The following is a 20,001-nucleotide window of genomic DNA, read 5'->3' as shown; positions in this document are numbered from 1 at the left end:
AATCGCCGGGATATCACTGCATTCTGACTATGGATTGAGAGGATACAACTTTCAGATGAGTGAGAGAATTAGTAAAATGAAAAAATGGTATATTGTGGTATAATCAAAAGGACAAAGTAACCGGTGGGAGGATGCGGCGAAGCGAACCCGAAAGGGGGGGACGCCGTGTTCATTCTTGAATTGGCCTTAAAGCTTTTGGACGGACTGCTGAAGCTGGTCGGTATTATTACTGGCCTGAAGACTTTGGCCAGTGCCTGGAAGCAAGCGCGGCATAACAAGAAAAACCACCGGGATTAGGTTGGGAGCCTAGCAATCCGGTGGTTTTTCGGTTCTTGTACTGAAATCTCGCCGTGGTCGCCCGCCGGCCTTTGTCAAAAGTCACGATGTTACCAGCATCGTGGCTTTTTTAGTTTACGCTTGATCTATTTCAAGTATACCACAAAAAGAGGATCGCTACACGGTTAAGCCTTAAGATCACGGAGGATACAGCGTCTACTTTTCGTTTAAACCCAGAGTATAAGCTTCATAGAAAAAGGCGGCCATACTCACGGCCGCCTTTCTCATTTTAACTTCACTCCTGCAGCGCCTGCTCCGGCAGGAGCCGGTCAAAGGCGTAGATGCTGGCGAGCCGGTTGGGCGTAAAGCTGGACGCAAAGCCGAAGCACAGCTCGGCTTTCTGCGGATGCCGGATGTCCGGAATCCGGATCGACATCCCCTCAGGCTCCCGGTAGGTCAGCTCCGGCGCGGTAAGAATCAGCTGCCGGTCCACGACTTCCCCGGTGCTCAGCTTCACGATGGTGATGTACGTGTTGCCTGTGCCTTCGACCGAGCCGGCCGAACCGTAGGCACTTCCTTCCAGGAGATACAGGTAGCCGCCGTAGGAGGCGAAGCCCTGGAACGTGCCCAGAGAAGGCTGGAGGACATCCGCCACCGGCTCGTAGATGTGCTGCTTAACTTTCGTAAGTTCATAGACGCCAAAATGGAAGGCGCCGTTCAGACGGTAACGCATCGTCAGCAGCCCGTTCGCCTGATCGATATGGACCGTCGTCCGGTCGGCGCCGGGGATCAGCCGGTATTTCTCCAGCTCCGGCGAGTCCGGCGTCAGGATGGCGCCATCCTGGAAGGGGAACCGGGTCAGCTGCGTTCCCCAGCCGCTGCCCGACTCTTCCACCGAATCGGTCTCCGTCCATAAGTAGGCCTGCGATCCATCCGCCTCCACGCCCATCTGCACGCCGTGGCCAAATCCCTTCAGGAACATGTGCCCCAGCTCGTTTCCGTTCATATCCAGCTGGGTCAAAGCAAGATCGCCGCTGCTGGAACGGGCGGCTCCGCTGACCGGCGCGGGTTCGCCGGGGAGCTGCTGTCCGCCGGCCATGAGCTGAACGGTGTAGATGCGCCCATTCGCATTATCGATGGCAAAGGACTGAAGCACGGTCCCGTTGTGCAGCGGCTTCTCGCGGATCACTTCCTTCGCCTCCTGCGACAGGTCGAACATTTTGGACTTCAGCGGCGACGGCTGTGCATGAGCCCCGGTAGCGGAGAGAGGCAGGAGGGCGGCGATCAGAAAGCCTGCAGTCAATTTCATGAGCGTGCGGCGGGCCAATCCCCGTACGGCCCAACGTCCGTTAAATTTCGAATGATCCATGGACATTATTCCTCCAATCTAGGTATGGGATGGAACAGGACATTCACGGCTGCGTCTTGAAACTCCCGGTTGTAAGATCCATCTGTTCCCGAATCTTCATGGCCGGTAGCGGGTTGTTGACCGTCATAAGCAGGGAACCGCAGCCGAGCGCGTAGTAGACCTGCTGATCGTCGTCCGGGCAGTAGCACCACGGCAGGATGCCCAGATCCTCGTATTCTTTCACCCGGGCCGGCGTCAGCAGCTTCATGCTGAGACCCACCGCCCACATTTTCGAAATCGTCCCCTCGGGTCCCGGCACATAGTTGTGCATCTGCTCACCGGGAAAGCCCTGCGTCTTGAGGCCATGCTTGTCGTGGATGTGCGCTAGAACCGTGGCGTCAAAGCTGGTAAACACGCACCGGTGAAGTTCCCCGCGGGATGCCAGCTGGACGATGGCGGCGTCCGCAGTCTCCAGAGCCCGTTCGTCCGGTTTGATCTCCACGTTCAGCAGGACGTCCGGATAGGGGGCGATCAGCTCGCAGAATTCCTCGAAGGTCGGAACTTTGAGTCCCTCGAACACCTTGCCGAACCAGCCGCCGGCATCTAGCCGCTTCAGCTCCTCCAGCGTATAATCGCCGACCGGACCTGACCCGTCCGTCGTCCGGTCGACGGTGGCGTCATGGATGACCACCACGACGTCGTCGCGGGTCATGCGCAGGTCCAGCTCCAGCATCTCGACGCCGAGTTCCAGCGCTTGTTGAAACGACAAAAGCGTATTTTCCGGATAAGCGGACTTCCAGCCGCGGTGTCCGGATACCACGATGGACTGCAGCTGCTGTAAATGCTCTAGCATAAGGCAGTGTACCTCCTTGTATTGGCGGAATGGGATCACGTTAATTTTTCAAGATCCGGTCCACTTCTTCCTTGTAGCTGTTCAGCGTGGCATCGACGTCCTTGTTATCGTACATGATCGCCTGGATCGCCTTGTTAAACTCCTGCTCGACCTGCGGCCACTGGACGCTCTTGTTCGTATCGACGGCGTATTGGAGCTGCTCGAAAGCCACCTTACGGTTCGGCTCTTTCTCCCACAACTGCTTGACGGCGTCCGATTCGACCATTTGCTTCGTGAACGGCAGATAACCCGTATCGATGACGAACTGCTGGGCGCCTTCCGGACTGGTCATCAGCCAGTGCATGAACTCCCACGCCGCATCCTTATGCTTGGAAGCTGCCATCATGGCCACGTTGCCGCCCCCAGTAGGAGTAGCGTACTGCTGATCCTGCGGAAGAAATGCCGTCACGTAATCGAACTTCGCACCTTGGGTCAGGCCGGAGATCGAACCGGTCGATTGGAAAAGAATCCCCACCTTGCCGCTGGTAAACATCTGGTTCGTAATGTTGCCGGAGTCCTGGCTTGGCGGATAGTAGAGGGCGCCAGCATTTTGCAGCTCCTTCAGATACTTGAAGGTTTTGGACGCTTCGGTCGTATAGCCGACGGACGTACCTTCATCGTTGAAAAACTTGCCTCCGGCCTGCGTAATCATGGCGATCGGATACCAGGTATCGTACGGCATCGTCAGCCCGTAGCGCTTTACCTCGCCGTTTTCCTTGACAACCAGCGCTTCGGCCGTTTTTTTCAATTCGTCCCAGGTCGTCGGGATGGACAGGCCTTTCTCGTCCAGCATCGACTTGTTGATATGCATCACCGGCGTGGAGCGGTTGAACGGAAGGGAGACCAGCTTATCGTTAAAATAGGAATGCCCCATCAGTCCCTCCTCAAAATCGTCTTTGCTGAGACCGGACTTTTCCATGTAGGGGGCCAGGTCCTCCAGAACTTCCGCGTCCGCGAACAGCTGTACGTTGGAACGCTCGAGCATCGTTACGTCCGGCGCGGTTTTGGCCGCAACGGCCTGCTGCAGCTTGGTGACCGTCTCCTGGTAGCTGCCCTGGAACGTGCCGACGACTTCGACTTTGTCCTGGGAGCTGTTAAACCGCTGGATCATCGCGTCCAGAAACTCCCCGTTCTTGCCACCGATCGAATGCCAGAATTGGATGGTCTCCTTGCCGGAGCCGGATTTACCGGACGTGCCTGATGCCTCTCCCGAAGCGGCCTTACTGTCCGTGCCTGCCGTTTCGCCTTCGGATCCGCCTCCGCCTCCGCCGCATCCTGCCAGCAAAGTCATGATCAGCGCCAGTGTCAGCGCGATGAATGGAAACTTGTTCTTCACAGAAACTCCTCCATTTTCAGGTGATTTATATGTTTTGCGACAGCTTATTTAATACCGGAGTATACAAAAGCCTTGACGATCTGCTTGGAAGCAAACAAATACACGATCAGGATCGGCAGGACGAGCACGACGTTGCCCGCCATGATGATATGCCAGTTGGACACGCCCTCGGATTCCCGGAGCATGGCGATCCCGATCGTCAGCGGCCGGACCGCGGTCGAGTCGGTGACGACGAGCGGCCAGAAATAGTCGTTCCAATGGCTCACGAAGCTGAACAAGGCGACGGTGGCCAAGGCGGGAACGGCCATGGGGATCATGATCTTCTGCATGATTTTGAACTCGCTGGCATTGTCCAGCCGGGCGGACTCGATGATCTCCTGCGGGATTTGCATAAAATACTGCCGAAGCAGGAAAATCCCGAAGGCATTGGCCATGAACGGAATGATCTGGGGCAGAAGGGTATTGTTGATGCCCCAGTCCGCCATCATCAGGTAGACGGGGATGAACGTCACCTGCCCGGGAATCATGAAGGCGAGCAGCACGATGCCGAACAGCAGGTTCCGGCCCCAGAAGCGGTATTTGGCAAATGCGTACGCCGCCGGGATCATCACGATCATTTGCAGCACGATGACGGAGACGGTGATGATGACCGAGTTTTTCGCGTAGGTCACGAAGGGAGCCGACCTCATGGCCTCGGCAAAGTTATGCCACTGCGGCGCGGCGGGAATCCACGTCGGCGGAAAGGCCAGCGTCTCCTCAAAGGTCTGCAGCGAAGTGGATATCATCCACAAGAACGGGAAAATAAACACGATCAGCACGGCGAGCTTGGCCACGAAGCCTAGAAGCCGTTTCAGAAACCGGAGGGACGCGTGGTCCCGGATCCGGTACCGCAGCTTCCCGCCGACTTGTTTCTTGTCCTGGATCAGCACGGGAAAAGCACCCCCTCAGGTTGTTGTCTGCCCATGGCGCGGCTCATTGGTAATGAATCCGCTGGGCAAGGACTTTGAAGTAAACAAAGGTCAGCACCGCGATAATCGCCATCAGCACGACGCCGGTGGCCGAAGCGAAGCCGATGCTGGTCGTTCTGAACTCGTAGATGTAGTACACGAGCGTCGTCGTCGAGCCGTTGGGGCCGCCCCCGGTCATGATTTTGACCGTATCGAATACCTTGAAGGAACCGATCGTCATGATGACGAGGATGAAAAACAACTGCGGCGAAATCAGCGGCAGCGTAATTTTCCAGAACACCTTGAACCTGCTGGCATTGTCCAGCGCAGCGGCTTCGTAGATGGTCGGGGGAATGCTCTGCAGCGCCGCGACCATAATGAGGGCGTAATAGCCAATGCTATGCCACACCGAGACCAGGATCACGGAGATCATGGAAGTGCTGGAGCTCTGCAGCCAAGGCGATCCCGGAAGTCCGAAGGCCTTCAGCGCATAATTGAGCAACCCGTGCCCCGGCTCCATCAGCCACATCCAGACGAGCGCGATCGAGACGATCGAAATGATGTGCGGCGTAAACAGTCCGGCCTGCAGAATGGCGTTAAACCGCGACCGTTTGCGCAGCCACACGGCCACGCCGAGCGAGAGCAGCATGGTGCACAGCACGACGCCTACGGTATAGATGGCGGTGTTGGCCAGGGCGTGATAGAAGTCGTCTCGGGTGAAGATTTCCCGGTAATTGTCTAGACCGATGAACTTGCTTTTGTCCTTGTTGAGCAGGTTGTATTTATACAGGCTTAATTTAATGAGGTAAAAGACCGGGTAGACCACGAACAGGAACAAGGCGATCATCGCCGGCAAAATGAGCGCGTACGGCCTAGTCGTCTCCCATACTCTGCGCCGGTTCATTGGAAACGTCCCTTTAGCGCATGAAGGTATGTGTCATGCCGGCGGTCATCGCGGTAAATCCGCTTGTCGTCCGCCCCGAAGAGAAACAGCTTGGATTCGTCGACGGAGAGGTAGATGTCCTGATCTACGGTGAACAGGTCTTCCGTGCATTTGATCATAAAGGAATGATCCCGTGTACGGACCTGATAGATGGTTTCGGCGCCGAGCATTTCCCGGGTAGAGATGACGCCCTTGGCCGTGAAATGGGCATCCGCCGGCCCGGTGGACAGCAGCCCGTGCTCCGGGCGAAAGCCAAAGCGGACTCCGTCCTGCCCCATGTCGCCGACGTTCATCGGAGGGACCCCGATAAACTGCGCGGCGAACAGGTTATCCGGTTCGCGGTAAATATCAGCCGGCGAAGCTTCCTGCTGGATCTCCCCCTGATTCATCAGCACGATGGTGTCGGCCATGGACATGGCTTCGACCTGATCGTGCGTAACGTAGACGAAGGTGGAGCCCAGTTTCTTGTGGAGCTCGATGAGCTCGACGCGCATCTGCACCCGGAGCTTAGCGTCCAGGTTGGACAGGGGCTCGTCCATCAGGAACACCGAAGGTTTCTTGACCATCGCCCGCGCGAGCGCCACCCGCTGCCGCTGGCCGCCCGAGAGGGTGGAGGGCTTGCGGTCGAGGTACGGGCGGAGTCCGACCGTCTCGCTGATGCTTTCCACGAGCCGTGTCCGTTCCTCCTTGGGTACTTTGTTGTTTTTTAGGCCGAATTCGATATTCTCGCGCACGGACATCGTCGGATAAATGGCGTAGTTCTGAAACACCATGGCTACGCCCCTTTGGCCCGGGGCAATGGCGGATACGTCGCTGCCGCCGATCAGGACCGACCCCGACGACTGGCGGTCAAGCCCGGCGATCATGCGGAGCAGGGTGGTCTTGCCGCAGCCCGAAGGACCGACCAGGACGGTAAATTTGCCGTCTTCGATCTTCAGGTTCAGACGGGGGATGATGGTGTTTTTGTCAAACGATTGGGATACATCGACCAACTCAATGGATGCCACACGGATTCCTCCTTCACCAGCGGATGCTATGTGTTGTTTGGGTTCATCGTCCACGGCAAGCGCTTTCATATTGTGAAGACCGGAGGGAGGAATGCCGGGACATCCTCCTCCATTTTTTACTTCAACCCGCTTGTGTGGTACACTATTGAACAAGATTTTCGCTCTCTCACCAGCGAAAATCGAGGTAAATCTTTTTCCAGTCTCTGTGAGCGAGGGCAGATTCCATTGCGCCCGCAAAGTCTTCTGCCTTGCTCACCGGGATATGAGCGTCCGGTACCAGCTGCCGGAGCGTCTCCTGACATTCCTCCTGCTGCATCACTTCAAGCACCTTCCGAAAATCGCTGTGCGAACTGCGGCTGCTGCCGTGGATCGTAATTCCTTTCTCCAGCACATCCCGCGTATTGATAGGGACAAGATCCTCACTGACACCCATGGCGATCAGATGGCCACCGGGCAGAAGCAGGTCGATCCCTTGATTGATTGCGCTTTCACTAAATCTTCCGCCTGTGCATTCCAGCACGACATCAACCTTCCAGCCGCCTTGAAAATCATACTCCTGCACCATTTCGGTCCGGGCAAACGTGAAATGCTCCAGCTTCTCCTTGATGGCGCCGAATACCGTCAGGCGCTCCGTGCTGACGCCGAAGGCGTAATGGAGCATGGCGGCGGTCAGGAAACCGACCGGGCCGTCTCCGAATACGGCGACATGCGCGGTGTCCAGCAGATCGGCCACGGGGCGGATCGCCCGGTAGGATACGCTGCACAGCTCGGCCAGCACGGCAATGTCATCCGGAATCGAATCCGGGATCGGAATGGCGCATGCCTCTGGAATGACCAGCCGGCTCTGCGCGATGCCGTCGATCGTGCTCCCCAGAAACCTGCCGTTGTAGCAGTAATTCTCCGGAATGTCTCCCCGGCAGGCCGGACAGCACTCATCGTGTTTGACGCCATTCAGCAGATAGCCCGGCAGGTTCGGCACGATGGCGACCCGCTGTCCCGCTTGAACCTTAGAAGAGCCGCCGACGACTTTGCCGATGCCTTCATGAAGCAGGGCCATCGGCAGCTTGCGGGCAAGGACTTCCGGTTTCCGAAGGCCTCCGAAATACCGCAGATCGGCATGGCAGATGCTGGCCAAGGTGGGTTCAATGACGACGAATCCTTCCGCGACGGTCCGATCCATTGTCATTTCTTCGACATGGTGGGGGTGGGTGAGCCGGAGCGACCGGGAGTCCACCGTTTGCGTAATCGTACTCAAATCAGGGAACACCTCCATGTGAGGGTTATTTGGTTTTTTTTAAATACTGGATTTCCTTTTCATTCGTCCGGGCCAACGTCATCGTCAGTTGTCGTTTAAGGGAGCTGAGTCCCGTCAGACGGTTAAAATTTGAATGCCGGCGTCCTGAAACTGCTTAATGTCGTAATCCGCAACCTCGTTGCCCGTGATCAGGGTATGGATCGAGCTATTGGGAGCGACGTTGTACAGCGAGATTTTGCCGATTTTCGTTTCGTCGGCAACGACGATGACTTCCTGGGCAGCCGCGATCATGCCCTGTTTGGCCACGACCAGCTGGGCTTCCGGAAGCGTGAGGCCGTATTTGGGGTGGATCGCGGTGGTCGCGATAAATGCTTTGGATACGTGTACTGATCTCAGCACGTAATCCGTAAACATGCCGTTCAGCATGAAGCTGGACGGATACAGTTCCCCGCCGGTGACCATCACTTTGACGCCTGGGGCGTCCCGAAGCTCGGCCGCTACGTTCATGTCGTTGGTAATGACGGTGATATTGGAGCGGTGAACCAGGTTGCGGGCGATGTGCAGCGTGGTCGTGCCGGAGTCCAAAATGATGTGATCTCCGTCTTCCACCAAGCTTGCCGCCTTCTGGCCGATGCGTTCCTTCTGATCGAGCTGAATGCCCGATCTTTCGTTGAACGAAGGCTCGTGATGCGTGAGCTGTTCCACAATAACGCCGCCGTGCGTCCGTTTCAGAAGCCCTTCCTGCTCGACCTCGGCCAGGTCGCGCCGGATCGTCGCTTCATGAACGCCGAATTCCTTGGCTAACGTGCCGACAGAAGCCGACCGATGCTGTCTGACAAATTCGACGATTCTCATTTTTCGTTCAGCTGCCAGCAATATAACCATCCTTTCCGCCAAATCGCATATGCATTTGCTTACATTTGTTCATTTTTGTTCATTTGTCAGGCTTGCCGTCTGTTCGATTACATCTTGAAATTGGAATACTTGTTGTTTGCGGAAAACTTTTGTGCGAATTCTGAGGAGATACCCGACGATTCAATGCCAAGCACGTCGGGCAGGGAAGATATTTTGTCCATGGCGGCAACCACCTGCATCGGATTTGGGGAGCGGATATGGAATTTCAATTCGACCATGGCGTCCGCCAGCCCGTCGGGCGTGCGGATTTCGATATTGTTGATCTTGATGCCGAGCACATCCAGCTCGCTGGCGACCGTCACGAGCATGCCCGGCTTGTCGGGCACCCGGATGAGGAAGTCGAAGTTCCTCTTGCGGTGCATGATGAGCTTTTCCCATTTGTTCAGGGCAAATAGGCTGATAAAAGCAAGACCAGTCGTCAGAAGAGCCGAGTAGAGAAAACCGGCGCCGACCGACAGTCCGATCGCGGCCACGACCCATACCGAAGCGGCGGTCGTCAGTCCGGATACCGTCTGTCCCGAGCGGAGAATGGCTCCCGCGCCGAGAAAGCCGATCCCGCTGATCACCTGCGCAGCGAGCCGCGCCGGATCCAGACGGACGTTCGTTTCGTCCACGAAGGCTTCAAAGCCGTACATGGACAGGATCATGATGGACGCCGAGCCGAGACAAACCAGGATATGGGTCCGGAAGCCGGCGGCGTGATTGTTCCATTCGCGTTCCATGCCGATCAATCCGCCCATGGCGACCGATAACAGCAGCCGGAGCGTCAAATCCATATTGCTGATATGCCACACACTGTCGATTCATCATTCCCCCCTTAGGCAAGCGAAAATGAACATTCAATGCCCAAATCAAACATAAATGAGTATTATTTGCGCGATATATGCTCGTTTATGTTCATAATTTGTTCATTTGTCGCTATAGTAACACGCGGTTATGCGGAAGACAATACGTCTTGAGGAAAATTTTGAAATATTTTTTTAGAGGGCCATGTGCGACGAAGGTGCGACTGAGGGTACGGGCATCACCTGCCATTTCGCTCGAATTCATCAGGAAGATAACGCAAAACGTAAGGACGATAGAAAAACAGCGGTACGCTATAATTGCATAGCGTACCGCTGGATCATTGAAGGCTTCCTGGATGACTAATGACTTTTCATCAATCTTTGTTTATTTTGCAGCCGTAACAGTAACCATCCGATCCCATTGACTAACAGTAATCCGAAAAGGGTGTTGCCAATGGGAGCCCATCCGTTATCTCCGGTCAATATCAGCGATAATACAACCTTTCCAATGAGGGTCACATTAAGAATGACCAAGCCTATTTTAAAGGAATGTTTCCAGAATGCAGCGCCCATGGATACGACAAAAACCATCATAAAGGCTAGCGTGAATACTGCCGAGCCAGGATGACTCAGAAGCATTTTTTCATAATCCAATACGGCCTCCATCTGGGGACTTATCGTTTTCGGCGCAGGAAACCAAACCATGCTGCTCATCATAAGTAAAAAAGTGATGATTATACCCTTCCAGTCCCGCTTGTACGCAAAAAAAGCCAAAACAATTAAAAAAATGGGCCGAATATACCAACTTAACGGATTCAAGTGTCTTTGGAAAGCCCAGTCTAAGAGATGATGAAATTCCATTTCGATCACTCCTTTATGGATTTTGGCGGTATCGTTATAGCACTGGCAACAGCATGAAACATCATATCTTCAATTTCGGTGTAAAGATGCTCGTCGAACTCCTTTTTATGGACTTCGATCAACATGGCTGCCCGCATCATGCCCGCGATAACTGCCGGGCCCTTGTTTATGATCTCTCCTTTTTCTTGCTGCTGCTCGATATAACTCATTAATGGAACAACGTTGCGCTGCAGTTTTCTTCCGATGAATTCAGGGTTCACCCTACGGCGCAATAACTCCATTTCTTGGGGATGCGTGATGAGTTTTTTGGTCAGCGGATTGGTTTTTAGTTCGAGAACCATTTGACGCAAATAAGCCATGATTCCGCTGTAAGCGCCGGACTGTTTCTCTACAGCGGCCCAGACTCTTTCCTCCATCCCGGTCGATTCTAACTCTAAAAGGTCCAAGTACATGGCTTCCTTGCTTTCGTAAAAAGCGTAAAAGGTGCTTTTGGCGATCCCGGTTGCGGCCGTTAACTGCTCCAATGATGTTTTTTTTAGTCCCTGTGCAGCAAATAACTTTTTACCGGCATCGATTAAATCCTGACGAAGTTTTTCTTTCTCAGCTAAAGAGAATTGGGGCACCGCAAAACCTCCTATAAAAACAAAATGTGTTTTTGTTTTTATAATAAATCGCCTCTCTTTGTTTGTCAATGATTTCCACTCAGGCGAGAATATAGGGCTTATTTACTTTAAAACGTCCACGGCTGGCGAGAGGTAGAAAGGGGTCTCCCTGAATACTTTGCTCTATTCCATCCATAATAAGGAGATAACCGGCCCAAATGATACCACTCAACATGGAGCCGAAAACGCAGGGAGGAATCGCGCATGAGTCAAGAAATGAAAGATGAGGAGCGCAGCCCTTCGACCGATCTGTCCACCGTGGAGTCGCAGCGCAACGATCTGGCCGTCGAGGAATTTCCGGATGGGCCTTTCGGTTCGCCCGTCAATGCCGAAGAGTTGGGGAAAAGCACGCCATGGCGGGTGGACCAGCGCAGCACAGGCCGATTCGACTACGAGAATCATGAGCTGCACGAAGGCCATATTCGGGATTACCCGGGTCAGGACGTTTTCGACGAGCGGATTCCGGATGACGTGGATAAACCGAGGATTCCTGAAGAATGAGCTTTCGGACGAAATAAAATGATGTAATCAAAGCGTTAACGGCCGGCACTTCATCAGTGCCGGTTTTTTCGTGTACGGCATCCTCGCGCTCACGATCTGGTGGAACGTGACCTACGTGAAGCGGGTTAAGCGGGAAGCTGCTTTAAACCATAAATAATTCAGCTATGTAAATCATTCAGCAACGTAAATCATTCAGCCTATGAATCAAATGACAACCCGAGAAGGCGGCGCAGCTGCTGTCTATCTTCAAGAACGGCCTGCAGGTGCAGCAGATCGTGTCGCCGGATACGGAAGAAATGAGTGAGGACGATATTTTTAGGTTTATGAAAAATGCGCTGAGCTAGAAAAAGAACCCCTAAACGAGCCGATGCTGCCCGCCGGCTTTCCTTGGGGGTTCTTTTCGTTCCTTTCCGCGAGCGGCACCCGGGAAATCAGGTATGTTTTCACCGGGCGCCGAACATAATGGGATCTATGCTCATTTTCTCACAGGAAAGGAGATCGCCATGGAGCAAGCTGCACCCAAGACCCTCCGTGATATTTTGGAGCAAGCCGCCAAATCCAGCGACTTCCGGCAGTTTTCGCCTGCCGCGGAGGATTGCCGGATCAAGATCAGCTATTATTCTTCTCTAGTGAATGCGGAGAAGATCAACCGTTATCTCATCGCTGAAATCCAGCAGCACTTTCATGACATTCAGCGGCTGGCAGACATTCAGAACAGAATCCCGTTCGATGACGTGGAAATGACCGAGGATACGTCAGAGGTCGAGTCCAAGCTGATCAAAGGATATGTGCTCATTCAGCTCGAGGCGGAAGAGCCGTCTTTTCTAATTGTGAACATCAACCAAACGGAGCTGGGACACCGCCAAAACAACGAGACGGAAAATGAATTCAGCGTCGTGGGACCCAAAATCGGCTTTGTGGAAAATATCCATGTCAACGTCCATTTGCTGAGGCAGCAAATCGCCGTAACGAAGCTGGTGATCGAGGAGATTTCGGTCGGCAGCCTGTCCAATACGAAGGTGATGATCGCCTACCTCGACGGGGTGACGAATCCGCGGCATATCGAAACGATGAAACAGCGGCTTGCAAAGATCGACTTTGAGGTCGTGTTCGACACGTCGCTTCTCGATCAGATCGTCTCCGATCATTCCAACTCGCCGTTCCCGCTATTTCTGTCGACGGAGAGGGTAGACCGGGTGGCTTACGCCATTACTTCCGGGCAGGTCGCGGTGTTTGCGGACGGATCGCCATACGTCATTACGGGCCCCTCCGCATTTTTGGACTTTTTCGTATCGCCGGAAGACTATTATTTGCCCTGGATTATCGGGTCGTTTTTTCGCATCGTCCGTATTTTGAGCGTCATCTTCTCTATATTCGTCACGCCTGTCTATGTCGCCGTATTAACGTATCATTTCGAGGTCATTCCGGAAAATATACTGGAGCCGTTGATCATGTCCCGATCCCACGTTCCGCTTCCTCCCGTGCTGGAGGCGCTCTTTCTGGAAGTGACGATCGAGCTGCTGCGGGAAGCCGGCGCCCGCCTCCCGACCAAAATCGGCCAGACGCTCGGTATCGTCGGCGGGATCGTCATCGGCCAAGCCACGGTGGAAGCCGCTTTGGCCAGCAGCATTTTGCTGATCATTGTGGCGCTGTCGGCGCTCGCCTCGTTCACAACCCCCATTTTTAAAATGGCCAACACCATCCGCCTCTTGCGTTTCCCGCTGATTCTGCTGGCCGGCCTTTGGGGCGGACTGGGGATCGTAGGCGGGTTCTTTTTGCTGCTCGGGCATCTGCTGCGGCTCAAATCGCTCGGAACCCCGTACTTGCTGCCGTTGTTCCCGCTGCGGACGGGCAATTTCGGCGACAGTTTTGTCCGGCGCTCGTACCGGTATATTACGAATCGGAATATTTACCTGAGGCCTTTGGACTCCAAACGGTATACCCCGAGTGAAGACAAAGAGGATATTGAGCATGAGTAGCCTCGCAAGGTGGCTGGGGATGCTCGGTATCGTCGTTGCACTCGCGGGATGCGGCGATGAACGGATGGTCGATCATATTCGAATGATCACGGTCCTCGGATTTGACGACACCCGGCCGGGATATATCGGGACCGCGATCTACAGCGATTTTACGCAGAGAGGCAAAGTCGGCATGCTGGAGGGGCGGGCGGAGCAGACCCAACTCATCCTGAACGAAATGAATGGACAGTCCGCCCAGCCGGTCAAAATCGAGAAGCTGCGCCTGCTTCTGTTCAGTCGGGAGCTCGCGGAGCATGGCCTTTCGTATTTCATCAACACGATCTGCCGCAATCCGCTGATCAGCAATTATTTGACGGTGGCCGTGTCGGAGGAACCGGTCGCGTCCCTGGCCAAGATCATGACCAAGCAGGGCAGCCAGGAACTGCCGTACCATCTGATTGAGCAAAATATGAAGTCGGGCAATATACCGAGATCTAACCTCTCGACGGTGCTGTTTGATTACCATGGCGTGGGAAGGGACGTTTCGGTTCCGGTCATCCGGTTAAACGCGGCAGGCAGAATGCAGGTGTCCGGCTACGGTATTTTCAAGGGGGATCGGTTGAAACTGACTTTGAATCCGGAGGAAATGTTCTATTATAAGCTCCTCCAGGGATATTCCATGCGCGGGGAAATTCCGTTTACTCTGAAAAAGGACGGGCAGGAGGGAACGGCCCTTTTTTCGGTAAGCTACGGAAGGGAGTCCAAGCACGCCGTCAGGCGGGCATCCGGATTGCATATTCAAGTCAACCTAGCCATCAGCGGGATGGTGAAGGAATACCCGAGATGGATGGATTTAAGGAAGGATTCCAATGATCGCGAGGTGGACTGCCAGCTGGAGGGACAAATGCGGGACCGCTTGACGGCGCTGCTTACCAAACTGAGGGACAGCGGCGCGGATCCTTTGGGCGTAGGGGATTTGGTCAGGGCATACACCAGGGACTGGGACGAGAAGGAATTTTACGAAAGGGATTATCCGAAAACGGCGTTCGATATCGCTCTCAACCTCCAGCTGACCAAATCGGGAATCGGCGAATGACAAGGACAGGTGAACGAAGTTGCCCAGACAGGCCAAAGAAAGCACAACCTTATCCCCCTATTTGCTGTGGTTCCTGATTCACGGGACACAGACCGGCATTGCCTTGCTGAACTTCCAGAGCCGGATCATTAAGGGAGCGCAGCAGGATTCCTGGTTATCCCTACTGCTCGTCGGTCTCAGCCTGCATGCGGTAGTGTGGGTCATTTATGCCATCATGAAACATGCGGACGGAGGGGATATACTCCACCTGCATCGGCGGCTGTTCGGCAAATGGCTGGGGGGAGTGCTGAATCTCTCGTTGTATGGCTATACGCTGCTGTTTATCGTCTATCAAATCCGGTCCTATATGGAAGTCATCCATATTTGGGCGTTTCCCGCTACGCCGCTTTGGTTCGTGTGCCTGCTCATTTTGCTGACCGCCGTGTATATTGTGACCGGGGGCCTGCGGGTGATCACGGGAATTTGCTTCTTCTGCGTCGTCATTCCCACCCTGCTCCTGGTATCGATTTATTTTCCGCTGCAGTATGCCCATTGGACGAATTTCCTGCCGCTGCTGAACCACACACCAGACGAATACGCCGAGTCGGCGTTTCATTCGCTCAATTTATTTTACGGGGTGGAGTTTTTGCTCCTGCTGTACCCCTTTATCAAACATCACGACCAGTCCCGAAAGTGGGCGCATATCGGCATAGCCCATTCCACGGTGCTTTATTTGATCATCTCATTTGTGACATTGGCGTTTTTTAACGTTCAGCAGCTGGAGCATACGATCTGGCCGACGCTGATTTTATCGAAAGTCGCCCGGCTCCCGTTTATCGACCGGTTCGATTACGTATACGTGTTCAACTGGTTTATCGTGATTTTGCCGCCGGTATGCATGGCGATGTGGGGAGGGACGAGAGTTTTGAGACAGGTCACCCCACTGAGATCCAAGCCGCTGGTATGGTTCACATGCGGTTTGTCGTTTGTCATCATCGCCGCCTTACAAGGGCCTAAGACGATCGACAAGCTGGATTCCGTCGTAACCTGGGCCGGATTGATCCTGTTGTACGTCTATCTTCCGCTGCTGCTCGTATGGGTGCATCTTTTTCAAATGTACCGAAAAAGACGCATGACGGCAGAAAAGGGGTGAAATCGTACCCATGCCGGGGTGGGATCAAAATGATAGAAATGGCATATTGATTTACTGTAACTAAATTGTGTACAATTTAGTTACAGAAGAAAGCTCAAGCATCGAAAGGCTTGCCGAAGGCCTTTACTGACTTACAAAAAAAGGATGGGATAACGATGACAGATACGACGACAATTACTTTGGAGCAAGCATTGAACCAGCAGGTGGCGAATTTCAGCATCCTTTACGTGAAAATTCATAATTATCACTGGTATGTGAAAGGGGAGCAGTTCTTTACGCTGCATGCGAAGTTTGAGGAACTGTACAACGACGTTACGCAAAAAACGGACGACATCGCCGAGCGCCTTCTGGCGATCAAGGGCAGACCGGCCGCTACATTGAAAGAGTATCTGGAAATCGGCACGATCGCTGAAGCCACAGGAAAAGAAGACGCGCGCGGCATGGTGCAGTCGCTCATCCATGACTTCACGGCGATAAGCAAAGATCTGCATGACACCATCAGCTTGGCGGAAAGTACAGGCGACCATCCGACCGCCGATATGCTGATCGGGATGCAGGCGGACCTGGACAAGCATGTATGGATGCTTGAATCCTACCTTGGCTGATTTCAGGGATTTCCAATGACGAGGGGCAGCGCCCCTTCGTCCGATTCTGTCAGAAGAGAAGGGGTGTGACTAATAATATGGAAGCCAAATTCGTCATGGAGCACGAAGTTGCCAAAATTCTGGATCACCACGAATACGCCGCCGTTGCTACGGTGGAGAATCAGAAGCCGCGGCTGCGCCGGATGCCGAAGTACAATAAGGGACTGAGCATCTATCTTGTCGCGGACCGTAAAAGCCAAACGTGGGACCCGGAGAGCAAAACGCCGGTGTCACTGTTGGTGGGGCATGAGGAGAGCGGCTCTCAAGAAGCGGTGGAGATCGATGGTAGCTTAACCTTGCACACGGAGGAGGTTCTCCGCCGGCAGATCTGGAGGGAGGAGTTCGGCGCGAGCTTCTCCGGACCGGATGATCCGGATTACGTGATTCTTCAAGTAAAGGCTGTCCGGATAGAGTATACCGACAAGGACGGGCAGAAGCACGAGTGGTTCGATTATTGATCGAATCCTTCGGCAGCGGTGAGAGTCGCCTCCACCAGGGTGAACCCTGATGGAGGCGGCTTTTTGGTATGCTGATAAAAAGGGTTGTTCCTGCGGAGTTAAAGTGAATTTGCGGACTCAAGCAGCGCTTGATATACAAATGCACTGCGAACCGATACACTAAACGCAAATAACCTTTGAAGGAGTGTTAGCGATGTTTGATATGGTTAGGATCGGGAGAACCATTGCCCGGCTTCGCAAGGAAAAGGGTCTTACGCAGATGGAACTGGCGGATCGCATGGGAATCAGTTATCAGGCGATCAGCAACTGGGAACGCGGGGGAACGATGCCCGATATATCGAAGCTGCCTCAGCTCGCGGAAATTTTCGACGTCAGCATCGACCATATTTTGGAGAGTCCGAAAGAGACGCGGATCATCCAGACGATTGTCGAGGATAAGACATCTGAATTTCTGCAGGAGAACGAGGTGTCCGTCGAGGAGTTCGCGAATATCGCCCCAATCCTCAAGACAGCGCAGGTGGACAAGGTGTTCGGGCACATCAAAAACAAGTTTAAGCCGAAGGACATCCAGTCCATCGCTCCGTTTGTCAGTGAAGAAGTGATCGATGAGGTGGCGCTGCAAGCATTCGAGAGCGAAGGGATTGGAGCGCTGGCGCCGATTGCCCCGTTTATGAGCGGTGAAGCAATCGATGAGTGTGCGAGTAAAGCTTACGAGAGCGAGGGGATTGGGGCACTGGCGCCGATTGTGCCGTTTATGAGCATTAATGCAATCGATGAGTGTGCAAGGAAAGCTTACGAGAGCGAAGGGATCAGTGCGCTGGCGCCAATTGCGCCGTTCATGAGCGACGGGGCGATTGATGAGTGTGCAAGGAAAGCTTACGAGAGCGAGGGGATTGGGGCGCTGGCGCCGATTGCGCCGTTCATGAGCATTGATGCAATCAATGAGTGTGCAAGGAAAGCTTACGAGAGGGAAGGGATCGGAGCGCTGGGGCCGATTCTACCGTTTATGGATCGGGAGCGGATTGATGCCTGGGTGAGGGAAGGAATTCGCCACACGTCCTGACCGAAGTGGATTAAGCGTGGTGGTTTCTTTAAAGAATAAGACGTTCATGGGAAGCCGGAGCGGGACCGGCTGAGCTTGGACGTTTTTTTGTTTTTATGGGAAAAGCGAGAAAAGGTGGCTGTAATAGCCGGGAAAATGGAACAGGATGATGCGATAATGCCATTGTCACCCAAGTATGCTGACAATTTCATGTAAACGCATACATGTTATTTTTGATCTCTCGTAAAACCGCGCCCCATAAGGGCTCTTACGGGAATTGTCATTTTTGATATATATACCTTAAAAGCTATCTAAATCATCAAAAATGACATATTCGGCCCCTGAATCCCAAGCCAATCATAACCACCGGAGCCAGATTTCAAGCCAATTTGATGAGAGAGCGAAAACGACATATTTACGCTTGTCGGGGCCTCCGATATGTTTAGTGTAAGCGTTATCACCCGCCGCTGAGGCGAGCGAAATCCACCGGGATGCCGGGAAGGGACTTCACGATCAAAACCCGTGGCAAAGAAAGAAGGCCATTAGGTGGAGGAGCGGCCCGATGATGGATGTTTCAGTTGGTGATGAATGTTTCATTGAAGATGGATGCTTCATCGAGGATGGATCTTCTTAAATCGTATGCAATCGATCGACCCGAGATCCTGTTCGGGGTGAGACGATGAGCCGCTTGCCTGTTTTTATGATCGTTCTTGTTCCTTTAGTAAAAGGGAGAACAACGGGAGACAGCTGCCTGGGCATATCCAGTCATACGATTCGCAGGAAGAACGTTAAACCGAATCACTTCCTCGGATAGGTAATATATCGAACATTACTATGTTATATAACCTGTCATAACTATGCGATGTATTGCGAAATTTACCCGAATTCGATGCAAAAACAACATATTTCTACGATCAAAAGCGCCCGATTTTCTTCTTGTTTCATCCGGGTTTTGCCCTGAATATGAGGCTCATGTGGAAAATGACATATTTACGAAGGTTTTGCCTATCGGATACGTTTAGATCACACCCCTTATTCACCCGCCTTTTTCGGGCTTCAACATCCGCCATCACGGAAAGATAAAGGCAACAACGAACCTACCAGAGAAGGAGTGATACGATGCATGATACAAAAGCTGCCATCGATGGCCATCCAGCCGTGATGCCGAGGAAGAAAACTAACAAAAGTTTATGGAAGCGCATCATTCAGAACTGGGAGCTATACCTGTTTATCGCACCGGCCTTTTTCTACTTTCTTATTTTCTGTTACGGGCCGATGTACGGCATCCAAATCGCGTTCAAAAACTTTATCCCGACGAAAGGAATCACGGGAAGCCCGTGGGTCGGCTTCGACCACTTCGTCCGTTTCTTTCATTCCTACTACTTCTGGGATCTGCTTTGGAACACACTGAGCATCAGCTTGTACTCGCTGGCCATCGGGTTTCCGATCCCGATCATTCTGGCGCTGGCGTTTAACGAGGTCAGAAACGGCTTCTTCAAGAAGCTGTCCCAGACGGTGACGTACGCCCCGCACTTTATTTCCATGGTCGTCATGGCGGGGATGATCATCACGTTCCTCTCGCCGTCGACAGGGATCGTCACCCACATGATCGAGGGGCTGGGCCTGAAAGCGCCGGACTTCCTCACCGATCCGCGCTGGTTTAAGACGATGTACGTCTTCTCGGACGTATGGCAGAGCGCCGGCTGGGGCACGATCATCTATCTCGCCGCACTCTCGGGCGTCGATCCGGGGCTGCATGAGGCGGCGATTATCGACGGGGCTTCGCGCTTCCAGCGCTTGCGCCACATCAACATCCCGGTGTTAGTGCCGACGATGACCATTCTGCTCATCCTCAACATGGGCAGCCTGCTCGGGGTCGGCTTTGAGAAAATCTTGCTGCTGCAAAACCCGCTCAACATGAGCTCGTCGGACGTCATTTCCAC

At 53.6% G+C, this 20,001-nt stretch carries 20 protein-coding genes; 9 read left to right on the top strand and 11 right to left on the bottom strand.

The annotated features are described in order from the left end of the window. Positions 1-165: 165 nt before the first annotated feature. Positions 166-297 carry a hypothetical protein gene (locus CJP46_RS37290; RefSeq protein WP_256992622.1) on the top strand — a complete coding sequence of 44 codons (132 nt, stop codon included), beginning with the start codon at positions 166-168 and terminating at the stop codon, positions 295-297. Positions 298-571: 274 nt separating this feature from the next. Here the strand turns inward: CJP46_RS37290 and CJP46_RS31610 are convergent, their stop codons facing one another. The 11 genes from CJP46_RS31610 to CJP46_RS31560 all read right to left on the bottom strand — a co-directional run bounded on the left by CJP46_RS31610 (position 572) and on the right by CJP46_RS31560 (position 11,188). Next, complete coding sequence (locus CJP46_RS31610; protein ID WP_094599614.1) at positions 572-1,645, bottom strand: phage baseplate protein; 1,074 nt, start codon at positions 1,643-1,645, stop codon at positions 572-574. 43 nt (positions 1,646-1,688) lie between these two features. After that, positions 1,689-2,477, bottom strand: coding sequence for a glycerophosphodiester phosphodiesterase family protein (locus CJP46_RS31605; RefSeq protein WP_094599613.1), 789 nt, complete (start codon positions 2,475-2,477; stop codon positions 1,689-1,691). Positions 2,478-2,517: 40 nt separating this feature from the next. Next, positions 2,518-3,852, bottom strand: a complete 1,335-nt coding sequence (locus tag CJP46_RS31600; protein ID WP_256992621.1) for an ABC transporter substrate-binding protein — start codon at positions 3,850-3,852, stop codon at positions 2,518-2,520. Positions 3,853-3,896: 44 nt separating this feature from the next. Further along, positions 3,897-4,637, bottom strand: a complete 741-nt coding sequence (locus tag CJP46_RS31595) for a carbohydrate ABC transporter permease (RefSeq protein ID WP_084204006.1) — start codon at positions 4,635-4,637, stop codon at positions 3,897-3,899. 187 nt (positions 4,638-4,824) lie between these two features. Continuing rightward, the gene (locus CJP46_RS31590; RefSeq protein WP_094599612.1) at positions 4,825-5,703 is read right to left on the bottom strand and encodes a carbohydrate ABC transporter permease; all 879 of its coding nucleotides are present in this window, start codon (positions 5,701-5,703) and stop codon (positions 4,825-4,827) included. Further along, positions 5,700-6,749 (bottom strand): ABC transporter ATP-binding protein, encoded by a 1,050-nt coding sequence (locus CJP46_RS31585; protein ID WP_094599726.1) that lies wholly within the window; start codon positions 6,747-6,749, stop codon positions 5,700-5,702. Before CJP46_RS31585 ends, CJP46_RS31590 begins: the two co-directional genes overlap by 4 nt. Positions 6,750-6,915: 166 nt before the next feature. Beyond that, positions 6,916-8,004 carry an alcohol dehydrogenase catalytic domain-containing protein gene (locus CJP46_RS31580; protein WP_256992620.1) on the bottom strand — a complete coding sequence of 363 codons (1,089 nt, stop codon included), beginning with the start codon at positions 8,002-8,004 and terminating at the stop codon, positions 6,916-6,918. 114 nt (positions 8,005-8,118) lie between these two features. After that, positions 8,119-8,880, bottom strand: coding sequence for a DeoR/GlpR family DNA-binding transcription regulator (locus CJP46_RS31575; protein ID WP_094599611.1), 762 nt, complete (start codon positions 8,878-8,880; stop codon positions 8,119-8,121). Positions 8,881-8,966: 86 nt separating this feature from the next. Then, positions 8,967-9,695 (bottom strand): MgtC/SapB family protein, encoded by a 729-nt coding sequence (locus CJP46_RS31570; protein ID WP_094599724.1) that lies wholly within the window; start codon positions 9,693-9,695, stop codon positions 8,967-8,969. Between the two features lie 369 nt (positions 9,696-10,064). Next, a complete protein-coding gene (locus CJP46_RS31565; RefSeq protein WP_094599610.1) occupies positions 10,065-10,565 on the bottom strand; it encodes a hypothetical protein in 501 nt (166 codons plus the stop codon). Positions 10,566-10,570: 5 nt separating this feature from the next. Then, positions 10,571-11,188, bottom strand: coding sequence for a TetR/AcrR family transcriptional regulator (locus tag CJP46_RS31560; RefSeq protein ID WP_179281411.1), 618 nt, complete (start codon positions 11,186-11,188; stop codon positions 10,571-10,573). A 243-nt stretch (positions 11,189-11,431) separates the two neighbouring features. Between CJP46_RS31560 and CJP46_RS31555 the strand changes: the two genes are divergently transcribed. From CJP46_RS31555 to CJP46_RS31520, 8 genes are all read left to right on the top strand, one after another. Further along, entirely contained in the window at positions 11,432-11,728 is a 297-nt protein-coding gene (locus CJP46_RS31555; protein ID WP_179281410.1) for a hypothetical protein, read from the top strand. A 503-nt stretch (positions 11,729-12,231) separates the two neighbouring features. Further along, entirely contained in the window at positions 12,232-13,707 is a 1,476-nt protein-coding gene (locus CJP46_RS31550) for a spore germination protein (RefSeq protein ID WP_094599722.1), read from the top strand. Beyond that, positions 13,700-14,782, top strand: a complete 1,083-nt coding sequence (locus CJP46_RS31545) for a Ger(x)C family spore germination protein (protein WP_094599608.1) — start codon at positions 13,700-13,702, stop codon at positions 14,780-14,782. Before CJP46_RS31550 ends, CJP46_RS31545 begins: the two co-directional genes overlap by 8 nt. 19 nt (positions 14,783-14,801) lie before the next feature. Beyond that, entirely contained in the window at positions 14,802-15,914 is a 1,113-nt protein-coding gene (locus tag CJP46_RS31540; RefSeq protein ID WP_094599607.1) for a GerAB/ArcD/ProY family transporter, read from the top strand. A 155-nt stretch (positions 15,915-16,069) separates the two neighbouring features. After that, on the top strand, positions 16,070-16,519 hold the full coding sequence (locus CJP46_RS31535) for a Dps family protein (RefSeq protein WP_094599606.1): 450 nt from the start codon (positions 16,070-16,072) through the stop codon (positions 16,517-16,519). A 65-nt stretch (positions 16,520-16,584) separates the two neighbouring features. After that, a complete protein-coding gene (locus CJP46_RS31530; RefSeq protein ID WP_143813063.1) occupies positions 16,585-17,016 on the top strand; it encodes a pyridoxamine 5'-phosphate oxidase family protein in 432 nt (143 codons plus the stop codon). Between the two features lie 193 nt (positions 17,017-17,209). Next, positions 17,210-18,079, top strand: coding sequence for a helix-turn-helix domain-containing protein (locus tag CJP46_RS31525; protein WP_094599604.1), 870 nt, complete (start codon positions 17,210-17,212; stop codon positions 18,077-18,079). Positions 18,080-19,219: 1,140 nt separating this feature from the next. Next, on the top strand, positions 19,220-20,001 hold a 782-nt coding region (locus CJP46_RS31520), incomplete at its 3' end, for an ABC transporter permease (protein WP_256992630.1).

Origin of the sequence: Paenibacillus sp. XY044 (assembly GCF_002257645.1) — a bacterium.
Taxonomy (GTDB): Bacteria; Bacillota; Bacilli; order Paenibacillales; family Paenibacillaceae; genus Paenibacillus_AQ.
This window is presented reverse-complemented; position numbering and strand designations above follow the sequence as displayed.

What these genes read in the sequence shown, in the direction of transcription:
- CJP46_RS31545 (WP_094599608.1), top strand. Translation starts at nt 13,700, where the DNA reads ATGAGTAGCCTCGCAAGGTGGCTGGGGATGCTCGGTATCGTCGTTGCA.
- CJP46_RS31595 (WP_084204006.1), bottom strand. Translation starts at nt 4,637, where the DNA reads ATGATATCCACTTCGCTGCAGACCTTTGAGGAGACGCTGGCCTTTCCG.
- CJP46_RS31535 (WP_094599606.1), top strand. Translation starts at nt 16,070, where the DNA reads ATGACAGATACGACGACAATTACTTTGGAGCAAGCATTGAACCAGCAG.
- CJP46_RS31590 (WP_094599612.1), bottom strand. Translation starts at nt 5,703, where the DNA reads ATGAACCGGCGCAGAGTATGGGAGACGACTAGGCCGTACGCGCTCATT.
- CJP46_RS31605 (WP_094599613.1), bottom strand. Translation starts at nt 2,477, where the DNA reads ATGCTAGAGCATTTACAGCAGCTGCAGTCCATCGTGGTATCCGGACAC.
- CJP46_RS31565 (WP_094599610.1), bottom strand. Translation starts at nt 10,565, where the DNA reads ATGGAATTTCATCATCTCTTAGACTGGGCTTTCCAAAGACACTTGAAT.
- CJP46_RS31525 (WP_094599604.1), top strand. Translation starts at nt 17,210, where the DNA reads ATGTTTGATATGGTTAGGATCGGGAGAACCATTGCCCGGCTTCGCAAG.
- CJP46_RS31555 (WP_179281410.1), top strand. Translation starts at nt 11,432, where the DNA reads ATGAGTCAAGAAATGAAAGATGAGGAGCGCAGCCCTTCGACCGATCTG.
- CJP46_RS31570 (WP_094599724.1), bottom strand. Translation starts at nt 9,695, where the DNA reads ATGGATTTGACGCTCCGGCTGCTGTTATCGGTCGCCATGGGCGGATTG.
- CJP46_RS31610 (WP_094599614.1), bottom strand. Translation starts at nt 1,645, where the DNA reads ATGGATCATTCGAAATTTAACGGACGTTGGGCCGTACGGGGATTGGCC.
- CJP46_RS31550 (WP_094599722.1), top strand. Translation starts at nt 12,232, where the DNA reads ATGGAGCAAGCTGCACCCAAGACCCTCCGTGATATTTTGGAGCAAGCC.